The 22,365-nt window shown below is 36.5% G+C and carries 24 protein-coding genes, 2 riboswitches and 2 other annotated features; of the genes, 3 read left to right on the plus strand and 21 right to left on the minus strand.

Annotated elements, in window-relative coordinates:
• Window positions 1–20: 20 nt before the first annotated feature.
• A complete protein-coding gene (locus tag FS802_RS06700; RefSeq protein ID WP_098653878.1) occupies window positions 21–230 on the minus strand; it encodes a hypothetical protein in 210 nt (69 codons plus the stop codon).
• A gap of 271 nt (window positions 231–501) precedes the next feature.
• Window positions 502–760, plus strand: a binding site (T-box leader).
• A gap of 56 nt (window positions 761–816) precedes the next feature.
• Here FS802_RS06700 and brnQ3 point away from each other — a divergent pair.
• Window positions 817–2,172: a branched-chain amino acid transport system II carrier protein BrnQ3 gene (brnQ3, locus tag FS802_RS06705; RefSeq protein WP_144524933.1), complete on the plus strand. Its 1,356-nt coding sequence runs from the start codon at window positions 817–819 to the stop codon at window positions 2,170–2,172.
• Between the two features lie 22 nt (window positions 2,173–2,194).
• Here the strand turns inward: brnQ3 and FS802_RS06710 are convergent, their stop codons facing one another.
• From FS802_RS06710 to gltP, 9 genes are all read right to left on the minus strand, one after another.
• Window positions 2,195–2,491 carry a DUF3922 domain-containing protein gene (locus FS802_RS06710; protein ID WP_116329309.1) on the minus strand — a complete coding sequence of 99 codons (297 nt, stop codon included), beginning with the start codon at window positions 2,489–2,491 and terminating at the stop codon, window positions 2,195–2,197.
• A gap of 99 nt (window positions 2,492–2,590) precedes the next feature.
• Window positions 2,591–3,223, minus strand: a complete 633-nt coding sequence (locus FS802_RS06715; protein ID WP_000598709.1) for a response regulator — start codon at window positions 3,221–3,223, stop codon at window positions 2,591–2,593.
• Window positions 3,220–4,275, minus strand: a complete 1,056-nt coding sequence (locus FS802_RS06720) for a sensor histidine kinase (RefSeq protein WP_000744324.1) — start codon at window positions 4,273–4,275, stop codon at window positions 3,220–3,222. The genes FS802_RS06715 and FS802_RS06720 overlap by 4 nt, the downstream gene beginning before the upstream one ends.
• Entirely contained in the window at window positions 4,275–5,015 is a 741-nt protein-coding gene (gene liaF / locus FS802_RS06725) for a cell wall-active antibiotics response protein LiaF (protein WP_075308724.1), read from the minus strand. Before liaF ends, FS802_RS06720 begins: the two co-directional genes overlap by 1 nt.
• A 106-nt stretch (window positions 5,016–5,121) precedes the next feature.
• Window positions 5,122–5,784 carry a PspA/IM30 family protein gene (locus tag FS802_RS06730; RefSeq protein WP_098707588.1) on the minus strand — a complete coding sequence of 221 codons (663 nt, stop codon included), beginning with the start codon at window positions 5,782–5,784 and terminating at the stop codon, window positions 5,122–5,124.
• Between the two features lie 46 nt (window positions 5,785–5,830).
• Complete coding sequence (locus FS802_RS06735) at window positions 5,831–6,187, minus strand: lmo0954 family membrane protein (RefSeq protein WP_000808634.1); 357 nt, start codon at window positions 6,185–6,187, stop codon at window positions 5,831–5,833.
• A gap of 229 nt (window positions 6,188–6,416) precedes the next feature.
• Entirely contained in the window at window positions 6,417–7,733 is a 1,317-nt protein-coding gene (locus tag FS802_RS06740; protein WP_000665483.1) for a Na+/H+ antiporter NhaC family protein, read from the minus strand.
• Window positions 7,734–7,827: 94 nt separating this feature from the next.
• A riboswitch (SAM riboswitch) is annotated at window positions 7,828–7,933 on the minus strand.
• A 120-nt stretch (window positions 7,934–8,053) separates the two neighbouring features.
• Window positions 8,054–8,572, minus strand: a complete 519-nt coding sequence (locus FS802_RS06745) for a ribonuclease FAU-1 family protein (RefSeq protein ID WP_098653882.1) — start codon at window positions 8,570–8,572, stop codon at window positions 8,054–8,056.
• Window positions 8,573–8,638: 66 nt separating this feature from the next.
• Entirely contained in the window at window positions 8,639–9,910 is a 1,272-nt protein-coding gene (gene gltP, locus FS802_RS06750) for a glutamate/aspartate:proton symporter GltP (RefSeq protein WP_000821129.1), read from the minus strand.
• A 493-nt stretch (window positions 9,911–10,403) separates the two neighbouring features.
• Between gltP and FS802_RS06755 the strand changes: the two genes are divergently transcribed.
• Window positions 10,404–11,675, plus strand: a complete 1,272-nt coding sequence (locus tag FS802_RS06755; protein WP_000726100.1) for a murein hydrolase activator EnvC family protein — start codon at window positions 10,404–10,406, stop codon at window positions 11,673–11,675.
• A gap of 102 nt (window positions 11,676–11,777) precedes the next feature.
• Window positions 11,778–11,939, plus strand: coding sequence for a hypothetical protein (locus FS802_RS30970; RefSeq protein ID WP_001096003.1), 162 nt, complete (start codon window positions 11,778–11,780; stop codon window positions 11,937–11,939).
• 30 nt (window positions 11,940–11,969) lie between these two features.
• Here the strand turns inward: FS802_RS30970 and FS802_RS06760 are convergent, their stop codons facing one another.
• From FS802_RS06760 to lysA, 11 genes are all read right to left on the minus strand, one after another.
• Window positions 11,970–13,325, minus strand: a complete 1,356-nt coding sequence (locus tag FS802_RS06760) for a sodium-dependent transporter (protein ID WP_141545920.1) — start codon at window positions 13,323–13,325, stop codon at window positions 11,970–11,972.
• A gap of 111 nt (window positions 13,326–13,436) precedes the next feature.
• Window positions 13,437–13,684: a binding site (T-box leader), on the minus strand.
• A gap of 61 nt (window positions 13,685–13,745) precedes the next feature.
• Window positions 13,746–14,363: an NAD(P)-binding protein gene (locus FS802_RS06770; RefSeq protein WP_000283334.1), complete on the minus strand. Its 618-nt coding sequence runs from the start codon at window positions 14,361–14,363 to the stop codon at window positions 13,746–13,748.
• Window positions 14,338–15,093 carry a sirohydrochlorin chelatase gene (locus FS802_RS06775; protein WP_144524935.1) on the minus strand — a complete coding sequence of 252 codons (756 nt, stop codon included), beginning with the start codon at window positions 15,091–15,093 and terminating at the stop codon, window positions 14,338–14,340. The genes FS802_RS06770 and FS802_RS06775 overlap by 26 nt, the downstream gene beginning before the upstream one ends.
• Before the next feature lies 1 nt (window position 15,094).
• Window positions 15,095–15,871, minus strand: coding sequence for a uroporphyrinogen-III C-methyltransferase (gene cobA / locus FS802_RS06780; protein WP_000521275.1), 777 nt, complete (start codon window positions 15,869–15,871; stop codon window positions 15,095–15,097).
• A gap of 85 nt (window positions 15,872–15,956) precedes the next feature.
• The gene (locus FS802_RS06785; protein ID WP_000366917.1) at window positions 15,957–16,157 is read right to left on the minus strand and encodes a DUF3906 family protein; all 201 of its coding nucleotides are present in this window, start codon (window positions 16,155–16,157) and stop codon (window positions 15,957–15,959) included.
• 10 nt (window positions 16,158–16,167) lie between these two features.
• The gene (locus tag FS802_RS06790; RefSeq protein WP_098707590.1) at window positions 16,168–17,790 is read right to left on the minus strand and encodes a nitrite/sulfite reductase; all 1,623 of its coding nucleotides are present in this window, start codon (window positions 17,788–17,790) and stop codon (window positions 16,168–16,170) included.
• Between the two features lie 146 nt (window positions 17,791–17,936).
• Window positions 17,937–18,548, minus strand: coding sequence for an adenylyl-sulfate kinase (gene cysC, locus FS802_RS06795; RefSeq protein WP_000380517.1), 612 nt, complete (start codon window positions 18,546–18,548; stop codon window positions 17,937–17,939).
• A 12-nt stretch (window positions 18,549–18,560) separates the two neighbouring features.
• A complete protein-coding gene (gene sat / locus FS802_RS06800) occupies window positions 18,561–19,697 on the minus strand; it encodes a sulfate adenylyltransferase (protein WP_144524937.1) in 1,137 nt (378 codons plus the stop codon).
• Between the two features lie 38 nt (window positions 19,698–19,735).
• Complete coding sequence (locus FS802_RS06805) at window positions 19,736–20,440, minus strand: phosphoadenylyl-sulfate reductase (RefSeq protein ID WP_000959000.1); 705 nt, start codon at window positions 20,438–20,440, stop codon at window positions 19,736–19,738.
• A gap of 86 nt (window positions 20,441–20,526) precedes the next feature.
• The gene (locus tag FS802_RS06810) at window positions 20,527–20,670 is read right to left on the minus strand and encodes a YezD family protein (protein ID WP_000116163.1); all 144 of its coding nucleotides are present in this window, start codon (window positions 20,668–20,670) and stop codon (window positions 20,527–20,529) included.
• 72 nt (window positions 20,671–20,742) lie between these two features.
• Window positions 20,743–20,851, minus strand: a riboswitch (SAM riboswitch).
• 116 nt (window positions 20,852–20,967) lie between these two features.
• Window positions 20,968–22,284 carry a diaminopimelate decarboxylase gene (gene lysA, locus FS802_RS06815; protein ID WP_098707592.1) on the minus strand — a complete coding sequence of 439 codons (1,317 nt, stop codon included), beginning with the start codon at window positions 22,282–22,284 and terminating at the stop codon, window positions 20,968–20,970.
• Window positions 22,285–22,365: the final 81 nt, after the last annotated feature.

The raw sequence follows: 22,365 nt of genomic DNA on the forward strand, positions 1-22,365 counted from the left end.
TAATGTGAGGCTTCCTTCTTTCATAATCTAATTTTGCAACACTCTTGATATCCTCCACTTTTGGCCTGTGCACTTCCACACTTCGGACATACTAAATATCTAGACTGATTTGTCAACAAACTACCTTTTTGAAAGAGTAAAACTTCTGCTTGTTTAAACGAACGCGAATAATATAACCACATAAAACCAATTATAGCAATAATGCCAAATAATACTCCCATCGCAAGCATTCCAGTCACCTCTTTTGGTTTGTTCTTTCCAGCAAGTGGATTGTTGTATTATTCTCTGTAAATTCAAACAATACCTTCTTTACTCCTATAAATATCAACTTTCTCTATAAGTTTTACAATTCTCTACAAATTTTTACTCCCGTTTTACAATTCACCATTCCCTTTACAACAACGAATATCACATTCGATATTTCCATATATAAATATACCTTTCAAAAAAATGTTGACTTTCAAAAAAAAACATGTGACAATACTGTCAGAATACTTGAATAAAAATTCATTGACGAGAACGAGTACGTTATAGGACTGTCCCCCAGAGAGTTGGCGATTTGCTGAAAGCCAACGTTCAGTGCGTAGCCGAAAATCATCTCCGAGAAGTAGAACCGAATGTTACAGTAAGTTCTTACCGGCTGTCCCCCGTTACAAGGAACACGTATCATGTTGTACGTTGTAAAGCCGTATACATATAGACTAATTTCTACATGTATAAATTAGGGTGGTATCGCGGGTAAATATAACTCGTCCCTTTCTTTAGGGACGAGTTTTTTGTGTTCTTACAAATGAATTTAAAAAAGGAGGAAAAACAATGAACACTGTATCAAAAAAACATATTTTTTTCACGGGTCTTATGCTATTTTCTTTATTTTTTGGGGCAGGTAATTTAATTTTCCCTCCCATGCTTGGACAAAATGCAGGTGAAAACTTTTGGCCGGCAATGATTGGATTTTTACTAACAGGAGTCGGTTTACCATTATTAACTGTTATTGCAATTTCTTTATCAGGAAACGGCATGCAACAACTCGCAAGTCATGTTCACCCATTATTCGGAATTTTCTTTACTGTAGTTGTATACATCGCAATCGGTCCTTCTATGGGAATTCCACGCGTTGCAAATGTCGCTTATGAAATGGGTGTTAGTTCTTTCTTACCGGAAACAATTCGCTCTAGTAACCTAGCTCTATTTTTATACACGGTCATCTTCTTCGCTATCGTATTTTGGCTTAGTTTAAATCCATCTAAACTTGTCGATCGCATCGGAAATATTTTAACACCTATTTTATTACTCTCTATTTTCTTACTATTTGTTAAAAGTGTATTTACACCACTCGGGCAATCAGGACCAGCAATGCAAGATTATCAAACTTCTCCAATCTTCAAAGGCTTTATGGAAGGATACTTAACGATGGATACCATTTCTGCGCTTGCATTTGGAATTATCGTTGTAAATGCCATTCGCTCTAAAGGTGTGAGTGATCGTAAATCCATTCCTATCGCAACAGCGAAAGCAGGACTTATTGCCGCTACTGGTCTCGTACTTGTATATGGCGCACTTGGCTGGCTCGGTGCAACTAGCGTCTCGCTCGGATATGCACAAAATGGCGGACAATTACTTACTGTTATCGTACAGCAATTATTCGGTCCATACGGTTTACTTCTATTATCTCTAATCGTTACACTCGCTTGTCTAACGACTTGTGTTGGACTTGTATCTGCGTGTAGTCAATATTTCTCAACATTATTGACTAAATTTTCATACAAAATGTTCGCGATTATCATTTGTGCGTTAGGATTATTAGTTGCCAACTTAGGTTTAACGAAAATTATTGCCATCTCTGTTCCAATTCTACTTGTTGTATATCCAGTTGCAATTGTACTCGTTCTACTATCGTTACTTCATAAATATTTCGGTGGATATCGCTCTGTTTATGTAGGTGCTTTAATTGGAGCTGCAATCGTAAGCGTATTTGACGGATTAAAACAAGGTGGCATTTCAGTTTCATTTATCACAACATATTTTGAATTTATCCCTTTATATAATGAAGGAATTGGCTGGCTAATACCAGCATTAGCCGGGGCTATTATCGGGCTTACAATCGCTAAGTTAAGCGGTGCGAAAAAAGTTCCCTTAATAACCGATTCCCGCGAAGTAAAAGCATCCTAAAAAACTCCCGGAAGGGAGTTTTTTACTTTTGATAAGCAGTATGATTAAAACTGCTTATTTTATACGCTTTCGTATAATATTCGATATTTGTATCCACTGTTTCTACTTTGACAACATCGTAGCAATCTTCTTGCTTTACTAAAAATAAATAGTACTCTTCTGTCGCCTCAACAATTGCAATTTTATCTGTTTCAACATTATATTGTTCACAAAGCGCTTGTAATGCGTTCACATAATCCCCTAATTTTTTAGACTTATCCATGCCAAATATCGTTTGAACTAACATACACTCTCTCCCCTTTGTATGTACTGTTAACAACTTAATGATAACGCTTACATTTATTAACGTCAATAAAAAGATTTGGCGTAAACTAATAATCAGTGGGATAGCCCCCCCACTGATTAAAGTTTCACTTTATCATTTCGTCAATTGATGTCTAAACGCATAAATAACCGCCTGTGTCCGGTCACTGACATTTAGCTTATTTAAAATATTACTCACATGTGTCTTTACTGTTTTGAGGGCAATAAACAATTCATCTGCAATCTCTTGATTACTTTTCCCCTCTGCAATTAATAACAAAATTTCAGACTCTCTTTCTGTTAACTCCTCGTGCAAAGGTTGTTCTTTCTTCTGACGCATACGAGACATCATTTTACCAGTAACTTTTGGCTCTAATACCGTTTCTCCATCATAAGTAGCTCGTACAGCGTCTGCTATATCACTTGCTCTTGATGTTTTTAATAAATAGCTTGTCGCTCCAGCCTCAATAACAGGATACAATTTCTCATCATCTAAAAAGCTCGTTACAACTACAATTTTCGCTTCTGGCCATTCCTGAATAATAGCACGTGTTGCTTCAACCCCATCCATCTCGTCCATGACAAGATCCATCAAAATAATATCTGGTCTTAATTGCAGTGCTAACTCTGAACCTTTTCTTCCATTTTCAGCTTCTCCAACTACTTCGATATCTGGCTGCGTTGATAAATATGCTGATACACCCATTCGAACCATTTCATGATCATCAACAAGTAACACTTTTATCATGATTCTCCCCCTCTCTCAATCATAATCGGTACTTTTACTTCTATTTGCGTCCCTTTAGCCGGGAAACTAAGTACTTTTAATGTCCCACCAATTTCATGAACACGCTCTTGCATTGATCTTAAACCATATGAACCAGCCTTATTCACTCCGACTTCAAATCCAACGCCATCATCAATAATTTTTAGAATTGCATATTGATCAATTTTCCGAAGACGCACTTCCGTTTTCTTCGCTTTCGCATGTCGTAAAGTATTGGATAAAGCTTCTTGCACAATACGAAATAAATGGTCTTCTACACCTTTTTTCAATTCTATTGGCTCGATTAGCCATTCAATTTTCATATGTTGCTTTCGCGATAATTCCGTTAATAATTCCTCTATACCTTGTGTCAGTTTCTTACCTTCTAATTGTACAGGCCGTAAATGAAGAAGCAATGCTCTCATTTCTGATTGTGCATTTACAACCATATTTTCAACGAGCTGCAACTGCTTTTGCGTCGTTTCTGGAATTTCAGCCACTTGTTCATTTATAGCCGACATCATCATCGACATTGCAAAAAGCTGCTGACTTACAGAATCATGCAGCTCTCTCGCCAATCGATGCCTTTCTTGGGATATCGCTTCTTGTCTCATCTCTTCATTCCAATGAGCTCGTTCATTCGTTACTTTTTGAAAGAGTCCAGCTTGCTCCTCTAATCGACGAGCAAGGCCTATTACTTTTCGTTCTACTTCATGAAATTCATCATCTGCAGTAAACGAAACATCGCTCGGAAAATTCCCTCGCTCCACTTCAAATAGAAAAGTATTTAATCCTTGTATACGCTGCTCTATATAGTAACCGATTGCATATCCTACAATTCCCCCGATAAGTAAACTTGTAGTCATAATAAACAAGCCAATTGGAACAGAAGCGATGGATTCCTTCCATAATAAATCGTACACTTGTTGCTCACTTTTCCATACATATACAATTGTACAAATGAGTGCAATACTAACAGAAGACAACATAGAATAACGAATATACATCCACGAAATATTTTTTTGTTTCTTCATTATACTTTCCTCACTTCCGTATCGCCTACGACAAGCGAAGAAATAATTTTAATACGACGAGGAGCTTCTTTATACTGCTCTGTTCTAAATGTAACATTGCGATTAAATCCTGTCTCTTCATGTCCTGGCAGGAGCACACGTCCGACAATAACAGAATGATTTAAAGACAGTTCAATATCATATGGCACATATAAACGAATATTACCAACTACACCTCGGATAACAATTACCGTTTCTCCTTCTGGAATCATAGCAGTTGTTAAATCTATTTCCACATCACAAGCACCATATTGAACATTAATATCCTCAAGTTCATAAATATGATCCATCATTCGTATATTCCCTACAAACATATTTTTTAAATATGGTTCTGTACGATATATTTGCTTCTCTTCGTCTATAATCCCTTTTTCTTTAATTTCAACCTTCATTGCTTTTTGCTGATGTCCTTGTTGAATCAGTTGATAACCAATTAAAGCTAAACAAGCAAATACGACAAGAACAAATGCTGCTGATGAAAATAAGAAGAATAAAAATACTATACCACCAACAAATAAAAATACATTTCCCCGTACGTAACGATTCTTCTTACGATAATGCCTTCCAAACATAAGCATAATAAATGCAAAAATGAGACCACCTGGTTCAAAATGTCCAAGTATCATATCAAGAAAAAGACCGAATCCAAATATGATGAGGAGCATCCCCATTAATTGTGTTTTTGAAAATTGTTTCTTCATTTCAGCTCCCCCCTTCTTGTCACATATACATAGAAGAAAAGGCATTGCTTTCCAACACCTTTTCTCCTATCACTATATCATAAGCCTGTTTTATAATATACTACTATTATTTTGTTAACTCTTTCGTTAACGATACATCATTCTTCTCTTTCATTTCACGCTCAAGCTTTGCAATTTTCATATCAAATGTGTCACGTTCATGGTCCTCATTTATACGAGATTCTAATTCGCAAATATGATTTTCAATTTCTTCAAAGCGTAAGAACGGATTATTTTCATCCATTTTATGCATCGCTGTATTCATACGACGATTTGCATGTGCCATATTTTCACGTGCCATTAATTCCATACGTTTTGCGTGCATTTCTTTTAATTTATTTTTCATCTCAGTAAGACGACGCTCTAACTCATCAATTTGCTCTACAACACCTGCATACATTTCTTCTAATCGAGTTACTTGCCCTTCATAATACGCTACTTCTTCTAACGCACGCTCATGTAGTTGTAATTCGCCTGCTTCTTGAGCGACGATCGCTTGCTTTGATCTTTTATTAACGAAATAACGTGCTTGCTCAAGCTCACGAGCGAAATTAGATTTTAATGTTTTATGGCGCTCAATTAACTTCTCAATTTTTGTTATTTCACGCTCACTATCGCGTAAATATTGGTTTAACATCGCCATTGGATTTTTTCTTTCTTTCTCATCTAACACATTATGAAAATCTGCTAAAATTGCATCGCGTACACGTCCGAATAAAGATTGTTTCATTATAATCTTCCTCTCTTCTACTTTATAAATTTGATTTAATTTTTTATTAGTTTTTCATTAACTTGTTCCACTCATCTTCAAAGTTGCTATATGGTTTAGAACTTTCTGGTGCAGAATCAACAACTACATTTTTTTCTTTTTTCCACTCACGGTATCCGTAGTATAAAACTACTAATGCTGCGATACCGATTAATGCTGGGGAATGAGAAAGGGCGATGGACAAGCCGATCAAACCAACAATACCCCAAGCTAACTTTCCAAAAAATGATTGTGCTCGCACAAATGATTTATAGCTCCAGTACACAACTCCTGCTCCAATTGCGAATCCTATAATACCAGCAAGACTGCCAAGAGCAATTAAAGCTAAAATACCAGCCGCGATAAACGCTAGAAATTGTTTCATCTTGTGCTTGCCTCCCTTCGATTTGATACTCTTATCTTAACTATTTTTTCACTTTTCCATAACGAGCTTAAGAACCGTTTTCGACTCAGACTTAAGACTGAGTTGCATTCAGCCTTTTGTAAAAATATGCGGTAGGATAGGATGATTCACTCTTTTATCGCAAATAAAAAGCCGTACAGAGAACATTCTCTGTACGGCTTTCGTTACTATTCATAAACTTCATTTTAAATTATGCTGTTTTGTGATACTCTTTCTTTCCCGCTACTTTAGAAAACTTCGGGAAACCAATTAATATAGAAATAATTCCACATACTCCAACTAAAATCGGATAAAACGCATATGGTAACAATTCAATCGGAGATAACGCCGCAAATCCTGCTGCCGTTAACATTTGCGCACCATACGGAATTAATCCTTGCACACAGCATGAGAAAAGATCTAATACACTCGCTGATTTACGAGGGTCAATTTCATATTGATCTGCAATATTTTTCGCAAGCGGACCTGTAAAGATAATAGAAATCGTATTATTCGCTGTACACATATTCGTCATACTCACTAAGCCAGCAATACCGAACTCTGCTCCTTTTTTTGAACGAATGTTACGCGTTAAAAGATTCATTAAATATTGAATGCCACCATTATATTGAATCAGTTCGACCATACCGCCAATTAAAATAGCAAGTAATACTAACTCCATCATACCGCCCATTCCAGCCGTTACACTTTTAAAGAAACTCTCTAATGTGTAACTCCCATCTAAAAGACCGATAACGCCAGATAGTACAGTTCCACCAGTTAACACAATAAGTACATTCCAACCAAGCAATGCTGTAATAAGTACTCCTGCATACGGTAAAATCTTTATCCAGTCAAAGCTATGCGCTTTAATCTGCGTGTCGCTTCCTAAAGTAACGATTACTAATAGTACAATTGTAATAATAGCTGCTGGTAATACAATTAAAAAGTTCGTTTTAAACTTATCTTTCATTTCCGTTCCTTGTGAACGTACAGCTGCGATTGTTGTATCTGAAATAAATGATAAATTATCACCAAACATCGCCCCGCCAACAACAGTAGCCATCGTAAGTGCAATTGAGATGTCAGTTTGCCCACTAATACCTACAGCAATTGGTGCTAATGCAGCAATTGTTCCCATTGAAGTTCCCATCGCTAATGAAATAAATGCCCCTATAACAAAAATTCCAGCTACAATAAATCCTTGCGGTAAAATGGATAACGCTAAATTAACTGTAGAATCAACGCCACCCATCCCTTTTGCTGTTTCAGAAAACGCTCCTGCAAGTACAAAAATCAGAACCATAATCATAATATCCGGGTTCCCTGCACCTTTAGCGAATCGTTCTACTTTTACATTAAAGCTTTCTTTACGATTCATTGCTAAAGCGACTCCTACAGCAATTGAAATTGCTACAAGTATCGGCAATTTATAGAAATCACCTGTAATAATTCCAGAACCAATAAATAGCGCCAAAAATATCCCAAGTGGTAATAAAGCCAAACCATTTCCTCTCGTTTCTTTCAAAGTACCATCTCTCCCTAGTTTCAACCTTTTTCTAATGAATAACAAAAGACCTCTTCCAATGAGAAGAGGTCTTATACATCTATAAGAAACACTCTTCTCATCTTTCAAGCACATGCTTGCTGGATTTGGCACAGCACTCTGAAATCGAGTCCGCTGCCGAGGCATCGTAGGGCCAGTCCCTCCGCCTCTCTTTATAAGAAGGTTTCATATTTATTTTTTAATAATAATTTCTTCCCTAACTTTACTCGCTTACAAAACAAAAGTCAATTATTTTTTGTATAGATTTTTTTGGTAATTATGAAAAAATTTGAATACAACAATCATTTTAACTTTTTGATTTCTTCTTCCAATATTGAAATCCAATAAAATTCACTATTTTTTATTGCATCTATTATCCATTTCGTAGTGTACCAAGCTAACTCGTACTCTTCTTTTGTAACATCGCCACTTTTATAGGCATCCTCTAGCTCATCTTCATCTAGTACATACATCTTACCGTTCGGTAATAACACTACATCTAAATATAAATCATCAAAATACGGTAAACCACGGTCATCAATTTTATATTCTTTCGCCACATCGATGTAATATTGCACTAATTTTTTCTGATCATCTAACATAGCTGTAATCGCAAAGTTTTTCCCGTCTATGAAATATTGAATCCACGTATATTGATTCTCTGCGATAAAAAGTTTTTTACCATCATATTCTTTACAACTAGGTTCTCTTACCTTTTTTATGTCTAATATTCCTAGCATTCCTTCTTCTACTTGCTTAACCGTATAATCCTTCTCTATTAGTCGCTTCCACGAAGAACCGTCACCATATTTACGTTTCATTACGTCCGCTTCCCTTCTATATAGAAAAGCCCCCACATATTATGTGAGAGCTTGTTCAAATTATAATTAAGCTGCTTGCTTATTAGAAATTTCTTTCAAATAAGCTTGTCCTTTTTCAGCGTCATACTGACCTTCCCACTTAGACATAACTACAGCTGCTAAAGAGTTACCTACAACGTTAACTGCTGTACGAGCCATATCTAAAATACGGTCAATACCAGCGATGAATGCTAAACCTTCAGGTGGAATACCTACTGTACCAAGTGTCGCTAATAATACAACGAATGATACGCCTGGTACACCTGCGATACCTTTTGATGTAACCATTAATACAAGTAATAATGTAATTTGTTGTGTAATAGATAAATCAATACCGTACATTTGTGCTAGGAAAATAGCCGCAATTGCTTGATATAAAGTTGATCCATCTAAGTTAAATGAATAACCTGTCGGAATAACGAAAGATGTAATTGCTTTCGGACAACCGAACTTCTCCATTTTCTCCATGATTTTCGGTAAAACTGTTTCTGAACTCGCTGTAGAATATGCTAAGATCAGCTCGTCTTTTAAAATCTTAAAGAATTGGAAAATGTTAATTCCAAATATTTTCGCTGTAAGTCCTAAGACAACTACGACGAAGAAGATCATTGCTCCATATACGACAATTAGTAATTTCCCTAATGGAATTAATGAAGCTAGACCGAATGTAGAAACTGTAACACCAATTAGTGCAAACACACCAAATGGTGCAAATTTCATAACTTGGTTTGTTACATAAAACATTGCATCAGCTACACCTTGGAAAAATTGAAGAACCGGTCTTCCTCTTTCACCAATTGCTGCTACACCTAAACCAAATAATACAGAGAAGAAGATAATAGCAAGCATATCTCCGTCAGCTAATGACTTCATAATGTTTGTTGGAACAATATTTACAAATGTATCTGCAAATGAATGACTTTGCACTTGCTCTGTCGTATGTGTATATTTCGAAATATCTGTCTTCGTTAACTGATCCATATTTACGCCTTTTCCTGGTTGGAAAATATTCGCAATTAATAGACCGACAATAATTGCAATTGTTGTAATAATTTCAAAATAAAGAATTGTTTTTCCGCCTAGTCGGCCCAGTTTTTTTACATCACCAACACCAGCAACCCCAACAACAATACTTGCTACAACAATTGGTACAACGATCATTTTAATTAATCGGATGAAAATATCACCAATTGGTTGTAAATATTTCACAACCGCTGGATTATCAAAGAAAATCGCCCCAACTGCAATACCAAGCGCAAGTCCTATTAATATTTGCCATGCAAGTCCTATTCTTTTCATATTTGTTGTAACCCCCTCTTCGATGTGTCACTCTATCTCTCATTCTATATTTATAAAACTTGAAATTAAGAGTATTACATATTATTCGACAATTCACTACATTTTGTCCCTGTTAAAAATCATAAATCAAAATTTAAAATCTGACAACAAAATAAGTTTGCCCGAATGCAAATAATTTTCTTGACAAAAACAAAACCCATGTCAGAAAACCTCACATGAGAACGATTCCTTATCAGTGTTTTATTGGATTCCTATCTACTATTTTACTATATAAAACAAATATATTTTTCCTTTATTTTACAATAAAATCCAAAAAATACATCCTTGTTGAACGAATAAAAAGCGCATCCAACATGACAATTATCATTAAAAAAATGATAAATTCCGACAAAACTTAGCAATTTTATAAAATTTTCTTTACATTATGGTTACAACGATAGACACTCTTCTTCTTATGATATATAACATTCATAGGGAAAGGAGCCAGACAACCATGAAAAAGAAATTTGCAGCGTTTAGTGTTTTAGCAGCAGGAACGATTTTTGTTTCTCCACTACTTTCACCCGTATACGCTGAAACGAATCAAGATAAATTATCTAATATTCAATCTGAATTAGAAGGAAAACAAAATGACTTACAAAATAAATCAGCCGAGAAAGAACAAATAGAAAAGGAAATTCAAGAATTACAAAAGAAAATCGACGACCTAACTACTTCTATTAATAAAAACGAAGCTGAATTAAACGATACAAAAAAAGAAATTAGTAAAACACAACAAGTAATCGCTGAAAAAAAGAAACATATAGAGCAATTACAAACAAACATAGATACGCGTCAGGAAGTTATTAAGCAACGTTTACAATCTATGCAAGAAAAACCTCGTACAAATATCATTACAGAGGTATTAACAAATTCTACAAATATTGCTGATCTTGTTGATAATATGTACTCTGTAAGTTTAATTTTAAACAATGATACAGATATTGTGAAAAAGCAAACAACTGACCAAAATGCTGTAGCAACTGAAAAAGAGGCTGTTGAGAAAAAAGAGCAACAATTAAAAGAATCCGAACAGAAATTAGTTCAAAAACAACAAGAGTTGCAAACGAATCAGCAACAGCAGCAAACCTTTATTAGCGATCTACATACGAAAGTAGCAAAAGTAGATTCAGAGATTGAAGGATTAGAAGAATCTAAAGGCATTTTAGAAAATCAGCGTCAAGCTGTTCAAAAAGCAATTGAAGAAGAAAAACGTGCCGAAGAGGCTCGTAAAGCAGAAGAAGCTCGCAAGGCAGAAGAAGCTCGTAAACAAGCTACTACATCTGCTCAAACAGCTCAAGCAGCTCCAACACCACACGATACAAATATTGGCGGGTTTATTAAGCCAGCAGCTGGATCAAAAACTTCTGGGTTTGGCGTGCGCTCTATAGATAACCATAAAGGAATCGATATCGCAGCTTCAGGAACCGTTCCAATTATTGCCGCTGCTGATGGCGTTGTTATCCGCTCGGAATTATCATCTAGTTACGGAAACGTTGTGTATTTATCTCACCGTATAAACGGAAAAACATATACGACAGTATATGCTCATATGAGTAGCCGTTCTGTATCAAATGGACAAACCGTAAAACAAGGCACTCAACTTGGATTTATGGGGAACACTGGCCAATCATACGGACAACATTTACACTTCGAACTTCACCTTGGAGAATGGAATGTCGGCAAGACAAATGCAGTTGATCCATCTCCTTATATCGGATTATAGAAAAAAACTCGGTGCATACCGAGTTTTTTCTATACCCTTCACACACTATAGGCATTCCACATAGACTACAACTAAATGCCTATATTTTACGGGGTGAATCATATGAATACACAATTACAACAAAAAATAGAAGAGGCTAGAGAAACTTACATCGGCCGGCTATTTACATTTGGCGGCTCAGCATTATTTTTAATCGGATCATTTATCGCAGTCGTCACAGCCTATAAAGCATATAATCGTTTATTAAATACACCTACAACATAATAAAAAGACGGAGAAATCTCCGTCTTTTTATTATGCAAACATTTTAAATACGCCTATCGCATTTAAAAATACAATAATTACAGTTACTGGAATAACATAACGAAGCAAGAAGAACCAAATATTAAATAATGTTTTCCCTTTCGTTTCCGTAACTTCTAATTCTTTCATTAACATCTCTTTACTCATTTTACTTGGTACGAATAGCGAAATGGCTAGTACTCCGAGTGGCAGCAATACATTACTTACCGAAAAATCGACGAAATCAAAGAATGTCTTACCAAATATTTTCACATCACTCATAATTCCAAACGATAATGCTGACGGGATTCCAACTGCAAAAATAAGAATACCAATTAATAATGATGCTGACGGACGCTTTTTCTCATTATCTTTCGCAACAGATGCTACTACAATTTCAAGCATGGAAATAGCAGATGTTAACGTTGCAAAGAAGAATAAAACTAAAAACATAATGAAGAAAAATTGTCCCAATGGTATTTTCGCAAATACTGCCGGAAGGACGATAAACAGTAGTCCTGGTCCTTCAGTCGGCTTAACGCCTAATGCGAAAATCGCCGGGAAAATTGCTAATCCTGCAAGTACTGTAACAAAAACCGTTAAACTTACAATAGATGTTGCTGATTTAGCTAAATGTTCTTCTTTCTTCAAGTACGAACTATATGTGACCATTACTGAGGCACCTACTGTTAGTGAGAAGAACGATTGTCCCATCGCGTATAAAATCGTATCTGCTGTCAGCTTTGAAAAATCTGGTTTCAAGAAGAACTCTACCCCAGCAAAAGCACCATCAAGTGTTAAAGCACGAACTATGATTGCAATAAACAAAATAAATAATAGCGGCATCATATACTTACTTGCCTTTTCTATTCCCTTCTCTACACCTTTACTTACTACAAAAATAGTACAAAGCATAAAGATAAATTGCGCTCCAATCGCACTTACTGGATTTGAAATCGTTTCACCAAATAATTTTCCATAATCAACAACACCATTCCAGAAGCTTCCTGTAACACTATAGTATAAATACAGTAAAATCCATCCACCTACAACACTATAGAAAGAGAGTACACTAAAACAAGTTACAACTCCCATACGACCAATCCAAGGATATACTTTACTATTTGGTACTAGTACTTTATAAGCTGTAACCGCCTCTTTTTGAGTGCTACGTCCAATAACAAACTCCGCTAATAGTAAAGGCATACCTATAAATAAAGTTAATAGTAAAAATACAAGGAAGAATGCGCCTCCCCCGCCATTACCTGCAACATATGGAAATTTCCATATGGCACCAAGACCTACTGCGGCTCCGGCTGCTGCGAGTACAAAGCCTATTTTCGACGTCCATTGCTGTGTTTCTTTCATCATAAATTCTCCTTTTCTGAATATTTAAACTTTTACTTATTATACACTTTCATTTCATACTCGCACACCTCCTTTAGAAAATAAAAAAGTCCCCTACACGCAAATATGCATGTAGAGGACGATATATGTAATGTAAATACCGTGGTACCACCTCAATTGGATTGATAAATCCCACTTGTTCAAGTACAGGAAAACTCCGATACTCTATCCTTTTAACGGCGGAACCCGGGTTGCCTACTACAATGTTCAACATACCTCTCGCAAGCCCATTCTGTATATTTTATCGTACCGGGCTCCCACCTTACCCCAGCTCTCTGAACGTATCAAATATACATACTCTTCTTGCTCATCGATTTCATTTATTGAAGTTACTTGTGATTATAAATTATATTTTTATAGTTGTAAAGTACAATTTATTCATTATCCTATTTGAACTCTTCTCTCTAATTCTTGTAAAAACAATTTTCTTTTTTGTTCATTTTGAACATATATCGACTTTAATACTTCTTGCAACAATGTATTTCTCTCTCTTTTCTCTATTTGTAATTCTTTCACTTTTATTCTAACTTCGTATAAAAAATCAAGATACGATTCATACGCCTCATCATATTTATTTGCGATATCATCACGGATTTTTTTTGCCAGTTTCGGACTTGCTCCTCCAGTAGAAACAGCCACATTCAGTAATCCACGATGAATCGCCGCCGGAAAATGAACATTGCCACTTTCCGGGTTCGTAATAACATTTACTAATTGATTCTCTGTGCTATCTTCAGCAATTTGTTCATTTAATACGGCATCACTACTCGCTGCAACAACTAAAAAAGCACCTTGAATATCACTTTTTTCATACTCCCTTTGATACCAACGAATTTGCTTTTCTTCCACTAGTTTCACTAAATTCGCATCCAATTCAGGACTTATCACAATTATATCCGCACCTTGTTTTAGTAAAGGAATAATTTTAAATCCCGCGACTTTTCCTCCACCAATGACAACAACACGTTTCTTCTCAACTCGCACTGTAAGTGGATACATATTGATCTCCCTTCAATAATTTCTTCGTTTTCTGAATTAACATATATTGAAACGCTTCATTTTTTCCTAAATACGGACTTATTTTTATCTCATCCGACTCATATTGGCGCACTTCTTTTTCAATATGTTTCATAAGTAAACCTGTAAATAATAAGTAAGGCAATACAACGATATTCTTTTCTTTTCGTTCAACAACTTCCTTTAACTTCTCCTCAAATTTTGGCTCGGCAGCCGCTAAATAACAAACCTCTACTTTTTTAATTTTCTCTTCATGTTGAAATAAAGAAGCGATCCAGTTTATATCTCTTAATACGTCAGGATCACTACTCCCTCTTGCAACGAGAAGTAGCGTTACTTCATCCTTATCTTCCTGTTCAATGCCACTTCCGCTATACACCGATTTAACAAGTGTTTCTGATACACCAAACGGGTTACCGTAGGTCACTTTAACATTCGAAAATTGATTATTTAACTTTTCCAATTCAAACGGTATATCTTTTTTCACATGACCTGCCGCTAATAAAAAAACTGGAATAACAATAATCTCTGTAGCACCACGCTTCACACATGTACGGAACCCTTCATCAATCGTTGGACTCGCTAAATCTAAAAAACAAACTTCTTGAATACTTGCCTCTACACGGTTCATGCATGACGTAATAAATGCAACCGCTTCTTCTTTAGCTGCTTTCAAACGACTTCCATGACATATATATAAGATGGCTTTCATTTTATAACACTCCGCTTACTTGATACGTACTTTCTGTCTGTTTCTCAAACCAATGGATTTTTTCTCTAAAACGGACCACTTCTCCAATTACAATCATGCTCGGATTTTGAATTTGTTCTTTTTTCGCAACATCTACAATTGTTCCTAACGTCCCAACAACTGTGCGCTGCATTGATGTCGTTCCCCGCTCAATAATAGCCGCAGATGTACTTTTGTCTTTTCCATGCTTCATCAGTTGTTCACATATGTAGGGTAAATTGCTAACCCCCATATATACAGCTAAAGTCTCTACACCTTTCGCTAAATGTTCCCACTTCACTTCTTCTTCAACACCTTCTTTCCTATGCCCTGTCACAATAGCAAAACTTGCACTTGCATCACGATGTGTCACTGGAATGCCAGCATAAGCAGGAGCAGCTATTCCAGCTGAAATACCAGGAACGATTTCAAATGGTACACCTTGCTTTGCTAACGCTTCAGCTTCTTCTCCTCCTCTACCAAATACAAATGGATCGCCGCCCTTAAGCCTCGTTACAACTTTTCCCTTTTTCGCATATTTAATAAGAAACGTGTTAATCGTCTCTTGCTTCATCGTGTGATAATTTGGTAGTTTTCCGCAATAAATTAAATCAGCTTCAGGCTTTGCGTATGAAAGTAACTCTTTATTCACGAGACGGTCGTATAAAATAACGTCTGCCTTCTCAATACATTTCAACCCTTTCACAGTAATTAAATCTGGATCACCAGGACCTGCACCAACGATATAAACCTTCCCCATCATCTCTCCTCATTTCTACTATTAAAGTGAAACTTCCATCCTTATATACGAATGGAAGTTTTCATTATTTCGTATTACCTTTTCCCTACTCATGAATAACAAATGCCGCACCTTTTCGAATCTTCTTTTTTTCAAATAGGGAAATCTCCTTTACTTCTGGTAACGGTAAAAAATGCTTTTCAAGCTCCATCTCCGCAAGCTTAAATGCCTGTTCTTCACTTTGAGCAACGACAACAATCGGAACAATACTATTTACTAACACAGCTTCAAATCGATATAAATCCATATTGTCCCTCCTAAGACGCTATTACTTCTTCTAACACGGTATTTAACGCTATTTGTAATGTCTCTATACCAACACGACCGACAAAATCATAAAACGTTTCAGCTGGTAATTTATTCTCTTTGAAATAACTTATAAATGATGCAAGTACTTCAGGTAGATCCTCGCCATCTATTTTCCCTTTTAACTTTTGATTGTAAGCACCGCCATCTAACAACGTTCCACCTACGTATATTTCAAATGCTTCAACAATTCCTTTTTCCTTCGTTTTCATTTTCACCCCTTGTAATCCAATGTCAGCAATTTGACGTTGTCCACATGAATTCGGGCATCCTACCATATGAATACGAACTGGAACATCGAGTGCAATTTGTGTATCTAAGTACTCTGCGATTTTGCGTAATCTTTCTTTCGTTTCTACTAAAGCAAGATTGCAATATTCAATACCGGTACAAGAAACCGCATGACCAATAAATGATTTCGGACTTGCTGATATCGCTTCAAACAACGGCTCATTTAGTAAACCTGTTACATTTTTTGGCGGAACATTCGGAATAATGAAGTTTTGCGAATTACATGTACGAATCTGTCCATTTCCATACTGCTTAGCAATTCTTGCAATCTCAAACATTTCTTCTGCATGTAGACGTCCTACCGGCACATTAAAACCTACATATTTTAGTCCATCTTGTTTTTGATCTTGAACACCATAAAAGTATCCCGCATTCCATCCTTTGAGAGCACTTTCTCCTTTACTTTGCAATGGTCCTATATACTCTATTAGTTTCTCTTTAAATTTCTCTGCTCCCCAGTCTGCAACTAGAAATTTCAAACGAGCTAAATGACGTTTTTCGCGGTATCCAAAATCACGGAATATCGTAGCAATTGCAATCGCTACCCCCTTCACTTCTTCTGGTAAAACGAATACATCTAATTCATCAGCTAAATATGGACGAGCTGATAATCCACCACCTACTTTTATATGAAAACCAACTTTTTTCTCGCCTTCTATTTCTTTCGTAGCAGGTGTAAATGCAACACAGTTAATCTCTGCGTTTGCTGAGTTATAGATGTTAGAACTAATAGACATTTTAAATTTACGTGGTAAGTTAGAAAACTCTTCATTATGTTGGAAATAGTCATATACCTCTTTCACAATACCAGTTGTATCAAACAGTTCATTTGCATCAATGCCAGCAAGTGGATTCCCTGTAATATTACGCGTTATATCACCACAAGCCCCAGCTGAAGATAACCCAACTCTTGCTAATCTTTTAAAAATATCTGGAATTTGATGAATTTCTAACCAATGAAACTGAATCGCCTGTCTTGTCGTAATATCTATTACGTCACGCCCATAATCTTCAGCGATAGAAGCAAGCACTTCTGCCTGCGCGTTCGTAATAATCCCTGATGGAATATTTACACGCATCATAAAATAACCAGCTTCTTTGGGACGTTGTAAATACAACCCTGCCCATTTGAATGCGTCCCACTCTTCTTTCGGAATAGATTCGAATCCATTCTCCGCATAGTAAGGAATATCATTAAAAATTTCCAATCCATCTTTTTTTAATTTATTTTTCTCAGTCTGATTTAATTTTTCATTGTTAGCCCATACTTTTTCATAACTCATTTTTTAATCCCCCTATATAAAGTGAAACTTTAATCAGTGGGAAGTGTTCATCCCCCACTGATTATTAGTTGAACCAATCGGGCATTTACGGGCAGTTCATCTCCCACCTAACTTCTTTGCCCTAGCCAAATTTCGAGATGGGAGTTTTACTGCCCGGCAAATAGCGGGGTAAAACCACGCTCTTGTAAGTACTTCACGATTTGTTCTGCACATTCTTCAATAGAATACTTGTGCGTTTCTACAATTAACTCTGCCTTCTCTGGCTCTTCATACGGTGAATCAACACCAGTAAACTCTTTAATATCACCCTGTCTTGCCTTTTTGTATAACCCTTTTGGATCACGTTTTTCACACTCTTCAATTGGACATTTTACAAACACTTCTATAAACTCATCTGCCGCTAATAGATCTCTAACTTGTTTTCGGTCTACTCGAAACGGTGAAATAAACGCTGTAAGAACAACAGTACCTTGATCTACAAATAGCTTCGCCACTTCACCAATCCGTCTTATATTTTCCATACGATCACTTTCAGAAAAACCTAAGTCTTTATTTAAACCGTGGCGTACATTATCTCCATCTAGTACATAGTTTCCAATATTCTTTTCAAATAGTTTACGAGCAACCGCGTTCGCCACCGTAGATTTACCTGAAGCTGATAGACCAGTAAACCAAACTACAAAACTATGATGCCCATTTCTTACTCTTCTCTCATCTTTTGAAACAGATGCTGTATGCCAAGTAATATTCGTATCCATGTCATTCTCTCCCTATTCGGTTACTACTTCTTTTTTCAAACCTTTAATTAGCACTTCCACTACTTCTTTACGACTAAATGTACTCGGCGGAACCTCACCGTTTCTTAATAGTTCTCTTACTTTCGTACCTGATAAAATGACATGATCCTCTTTTCCGTGTGGGCATGTTTTCGTCGAAGCCATCGCTTCACATTTCGTGCAGTAAAAACTATGTTCAAAAAATAACGGTGTAATCCCTAACTCTTCCACTGTAAAGTTTGTAAAAATTTCTTGTGCTTCATCAGTCCCGTAATAATCTCCTACTCCTGCATGATCGCGCCCTACGATAAAGTGAGTGCATCCAAAATTCTTTCTGACTAATGCATGGAATATCGCTTCCCTCGGTCCTGCGTAACGCATTGCTGCAGGAAATACACCTAAAAAGACACGATCTTTCGGATAATAGTTTTGAAGTAATACTTCATAGCTTTCCATCCTTACATCAGCAGGAATATCGTCCGACTTCGTTTCCCCAACGAGCGGATTTAAAAAGAGACCATCTACAATTTCCAGGGCAGATTTTTGAATGTATTCATGGGCACGATGTACCGGATTTCTCGTTTGAAATCCAACCACTGTTTTCCAACCACGCTTTTTAAATTCTTCTCTCGTTTCAATTGGATCTAAATGATAAGAAGGAAACGGATTATTTTCAAAGCGTTTTGTAAGAATAATAGCTCCCCCGACATAAAAGTTCGGTCGTTCATATAATTTTTTCACTCCTGGATGAGCCTCATCCGTCGTTTTATACACAAGTAACGCTTCTTTTTCCTTGTCAGGCACAAAAATATCTTCTATTTGAATGACACCATATACATTTTCAGCGTTAACAAGTTTTACTTCCTCTCCAGCTTTCAGACTCTCTGCTACTTCTTCTGTTACTGGTAATGTAATCGGTATACTCCATACACTCCCGTTTGCTAAGCGAAGTGTTTCTACGACCGAATCATAATCTTTCTTTCCTAAAAAACCAGTAAGTGGGCTATATCCCCCTGTCGCTAATAGCTCTAAATCACTTAACGCAATGTTGTCTAGTTCAATTTCTTTTTCGATTTGTGATACGTCGTAAGTCTCGTCTATACGATTTATTAATTCGTTTCTTGTACTCATTTTCTATTTCCTCTCTTAGCTTTATTTTCAAATTCATCTTATTGGTAATGAAGACCACATTCTGTTTTCACTTTTCCAGACCACCTACCATCTCTCGAATCTCCACCCTCACCTACAGGTAACGTACACTTCTCACAACCAATACTTGGATATCCAACATCATGCAGCGGGTTATACGGCAAGCTATGTTTGTATACATATCGCCACACTTCTTTCCACGTCCAATGAATGAGTGGACAAACTTTAATCGATTGAAAACGATGATCTTGATTTATAAACTTTGTATGCTTACGTGTTTCTGATTGTTCCCTCCTTAAGCCCGAAATCCACGCTTTTTCCGCTGCTAATGATTTTTCTAACGGTAAAATTTTTCTAATTTTACAACAAAGGTTCGGATTACTTTCCCATAATTTCTCACCATGCAACTTCGCTTGTTCATCAAGTGCAAGTTCCGGCTGTTTTTCTATAATATTTAATGAAGGAAATCGTTCCCGCACTTTTTGAATTAATTCATACGTTTCTCGAAAATGAACATTTGTATCTAAAAATACAACTTTAGCAGATGGATTTACTTGGTTTATAAGATGCAGTAATACCATCCCTTCCACTCCGAAGCTACATGCATATACAATTTCACTTTTATATTCTTTATAAGCCCAACTTAATACTGATAGCGCGCCTTTCGTTTCATCTTCTTCTGAAAATGGAACATTATTTTCTTCCCACGTTTCATACGTCAACATGTTTTTTCCCCCTGTAAAAGCAAAAAGACGGTTTTAACCTAATATAATAGGTTAAAACCGCCTCTAGTTTTTCTAGTCAGCGCTTTTTACTTTAAACGTACCTTTTCACTTTTCTCTAATTGAATGACTTTCCCATCTTGCACAACAATTGTAATTGAACCATATTTCATATCAGCAAGCATCGCTTGAATTTTCTCAGATACTTCCTCAAAATGTTCCCGTACACTCACGCGAACAGCCCCCCTTTTTATTCATAAAAAAAATCTTTCCCATTTCGAAAAGACTGTTCGGTAATATATTTTACCTTATCTTTCAAAATGGATTCCATTTTGCTGGATTTAGCACCTTGCTTTCTATAAGCAGGTTGCCGAGCTTCTTCGGGCCAGTTCCCTCCGCTTCTCTTGATAAGCTTTGTATTTGTATTTTATCACAATTCTGATTTTTTTCAATCCTAGTTTTCCGATATATTTTAATTATTTTATTTTACAAAAAAGGAATTGCCCATCCGAACAACTCCTTTTCTCTATTTAAACAAGTTCTTTAATACGTATGCGATCGTTCCCAATAATATTTTCATATGTTTCGCGTTCTACAACAATTTGTGATGTGCCGCCTTTCGCGAAGACGACAGCTGGTCTACGAATCCGATTATAATTATTCGCCATCGAGTACCCGTATGCCCCTGTACAAGAAATTGCTAGTAAATCGGCAGAAGCAACTTTCGGTAGAGTAATATCCCAAATTAACATATCTCCACTCTCACAGCACTTCCCAGCAATCGAAACAAGTTCCTCATTCTCATCATTCCCTCGATTTGCTAACATCGCTTCATAACGAGCGTTATATAAAGCAGGTCTTAAATTATCAGTCATCCCACCATCCACTGATACATATTTCCGAATACCAGGAATGTCTTTCACAGATCCGACTGTATAAATTGTCGTTCCAGCATCACCTACAATACTACGGCCTGGTTCAACCCATATTTCTGGAAAGGGATAATTACATACTGTAAATTGTTCCCTCACTGCACTTGTTACAGCTCGCACATATGTCTCAAGAGTTAATGGCGTATCTGACTCTGTGTAGCGTATTCCGAATCCTCCGCCTACATTTAATACTTTTACTACATAGTTCGCGCGTTCTCTCACCTGTTCTAAAAATTGATGAAGAACTTCAATCGCTCGAACAAATCCAGCCGTTTCAAATATTTGCGATCCGATATGTGAATGAATTCCTAACACATTATAATTTGATTTTTGTAAAGCAAGCTCAATTGCTTGCATCGCTTGACCATTTGAAACTCCAAACCCAAATTTCGAATCATCTTGACCTGTTGTAATATATTCATGTGTGTGCGCCTCTACTCCAGGCGTTACACGGATTAATATGTTCACAAATTGCCCATGTTGCACTGCTAAATCATGCAAAATTTCTAATTCTAAGAAATTATCTACGACAAAACAACCAATATTTGCCTGCAGAGCCATCACGATTTCTTCTTCTGTTTTATTATTGCCGTGAAAATGAATACGAGATGCTGGAAATCCCGCTTGAAGCGCAGTATATAATTCCCCACCAGAAACAACATCTAATGACATATTCTCTTCACGAGCTACTCGGCACATCTCCATGCACAAGAACGCCTTGCTTGCATATGCTACTTGATAAGAGAAACCACTTTCTTTAAACGCACGATGAAACGCGCGGCACTTTCCTCGAATAGACTCTTCATCGTATACATAAAGTGGTGTTCCGTATTGTTTTGCTAGCTGCGTCGTATCGCACCCTCCAATTTCTAAGTGTCCTTGCCCATTGATTCGGCTTGTGCCGTGTAAATACATTTGAATTCCTCCCTTATTTCCTCTAAAACTCATAACCCCAATCTTCTATTCATTGCAGCACGCTTTTAGATAGACAAAAAA

The organism is Bacillus sp. DE0042 (assembly GCF_007680225.1).
Classification (GTDB): domain Bacteria; phylum Bacillota; class Bacilli; order Bacillales; family Bacillaceae_G; genus Bacillus_A; species Bacillus_A wiedmannii.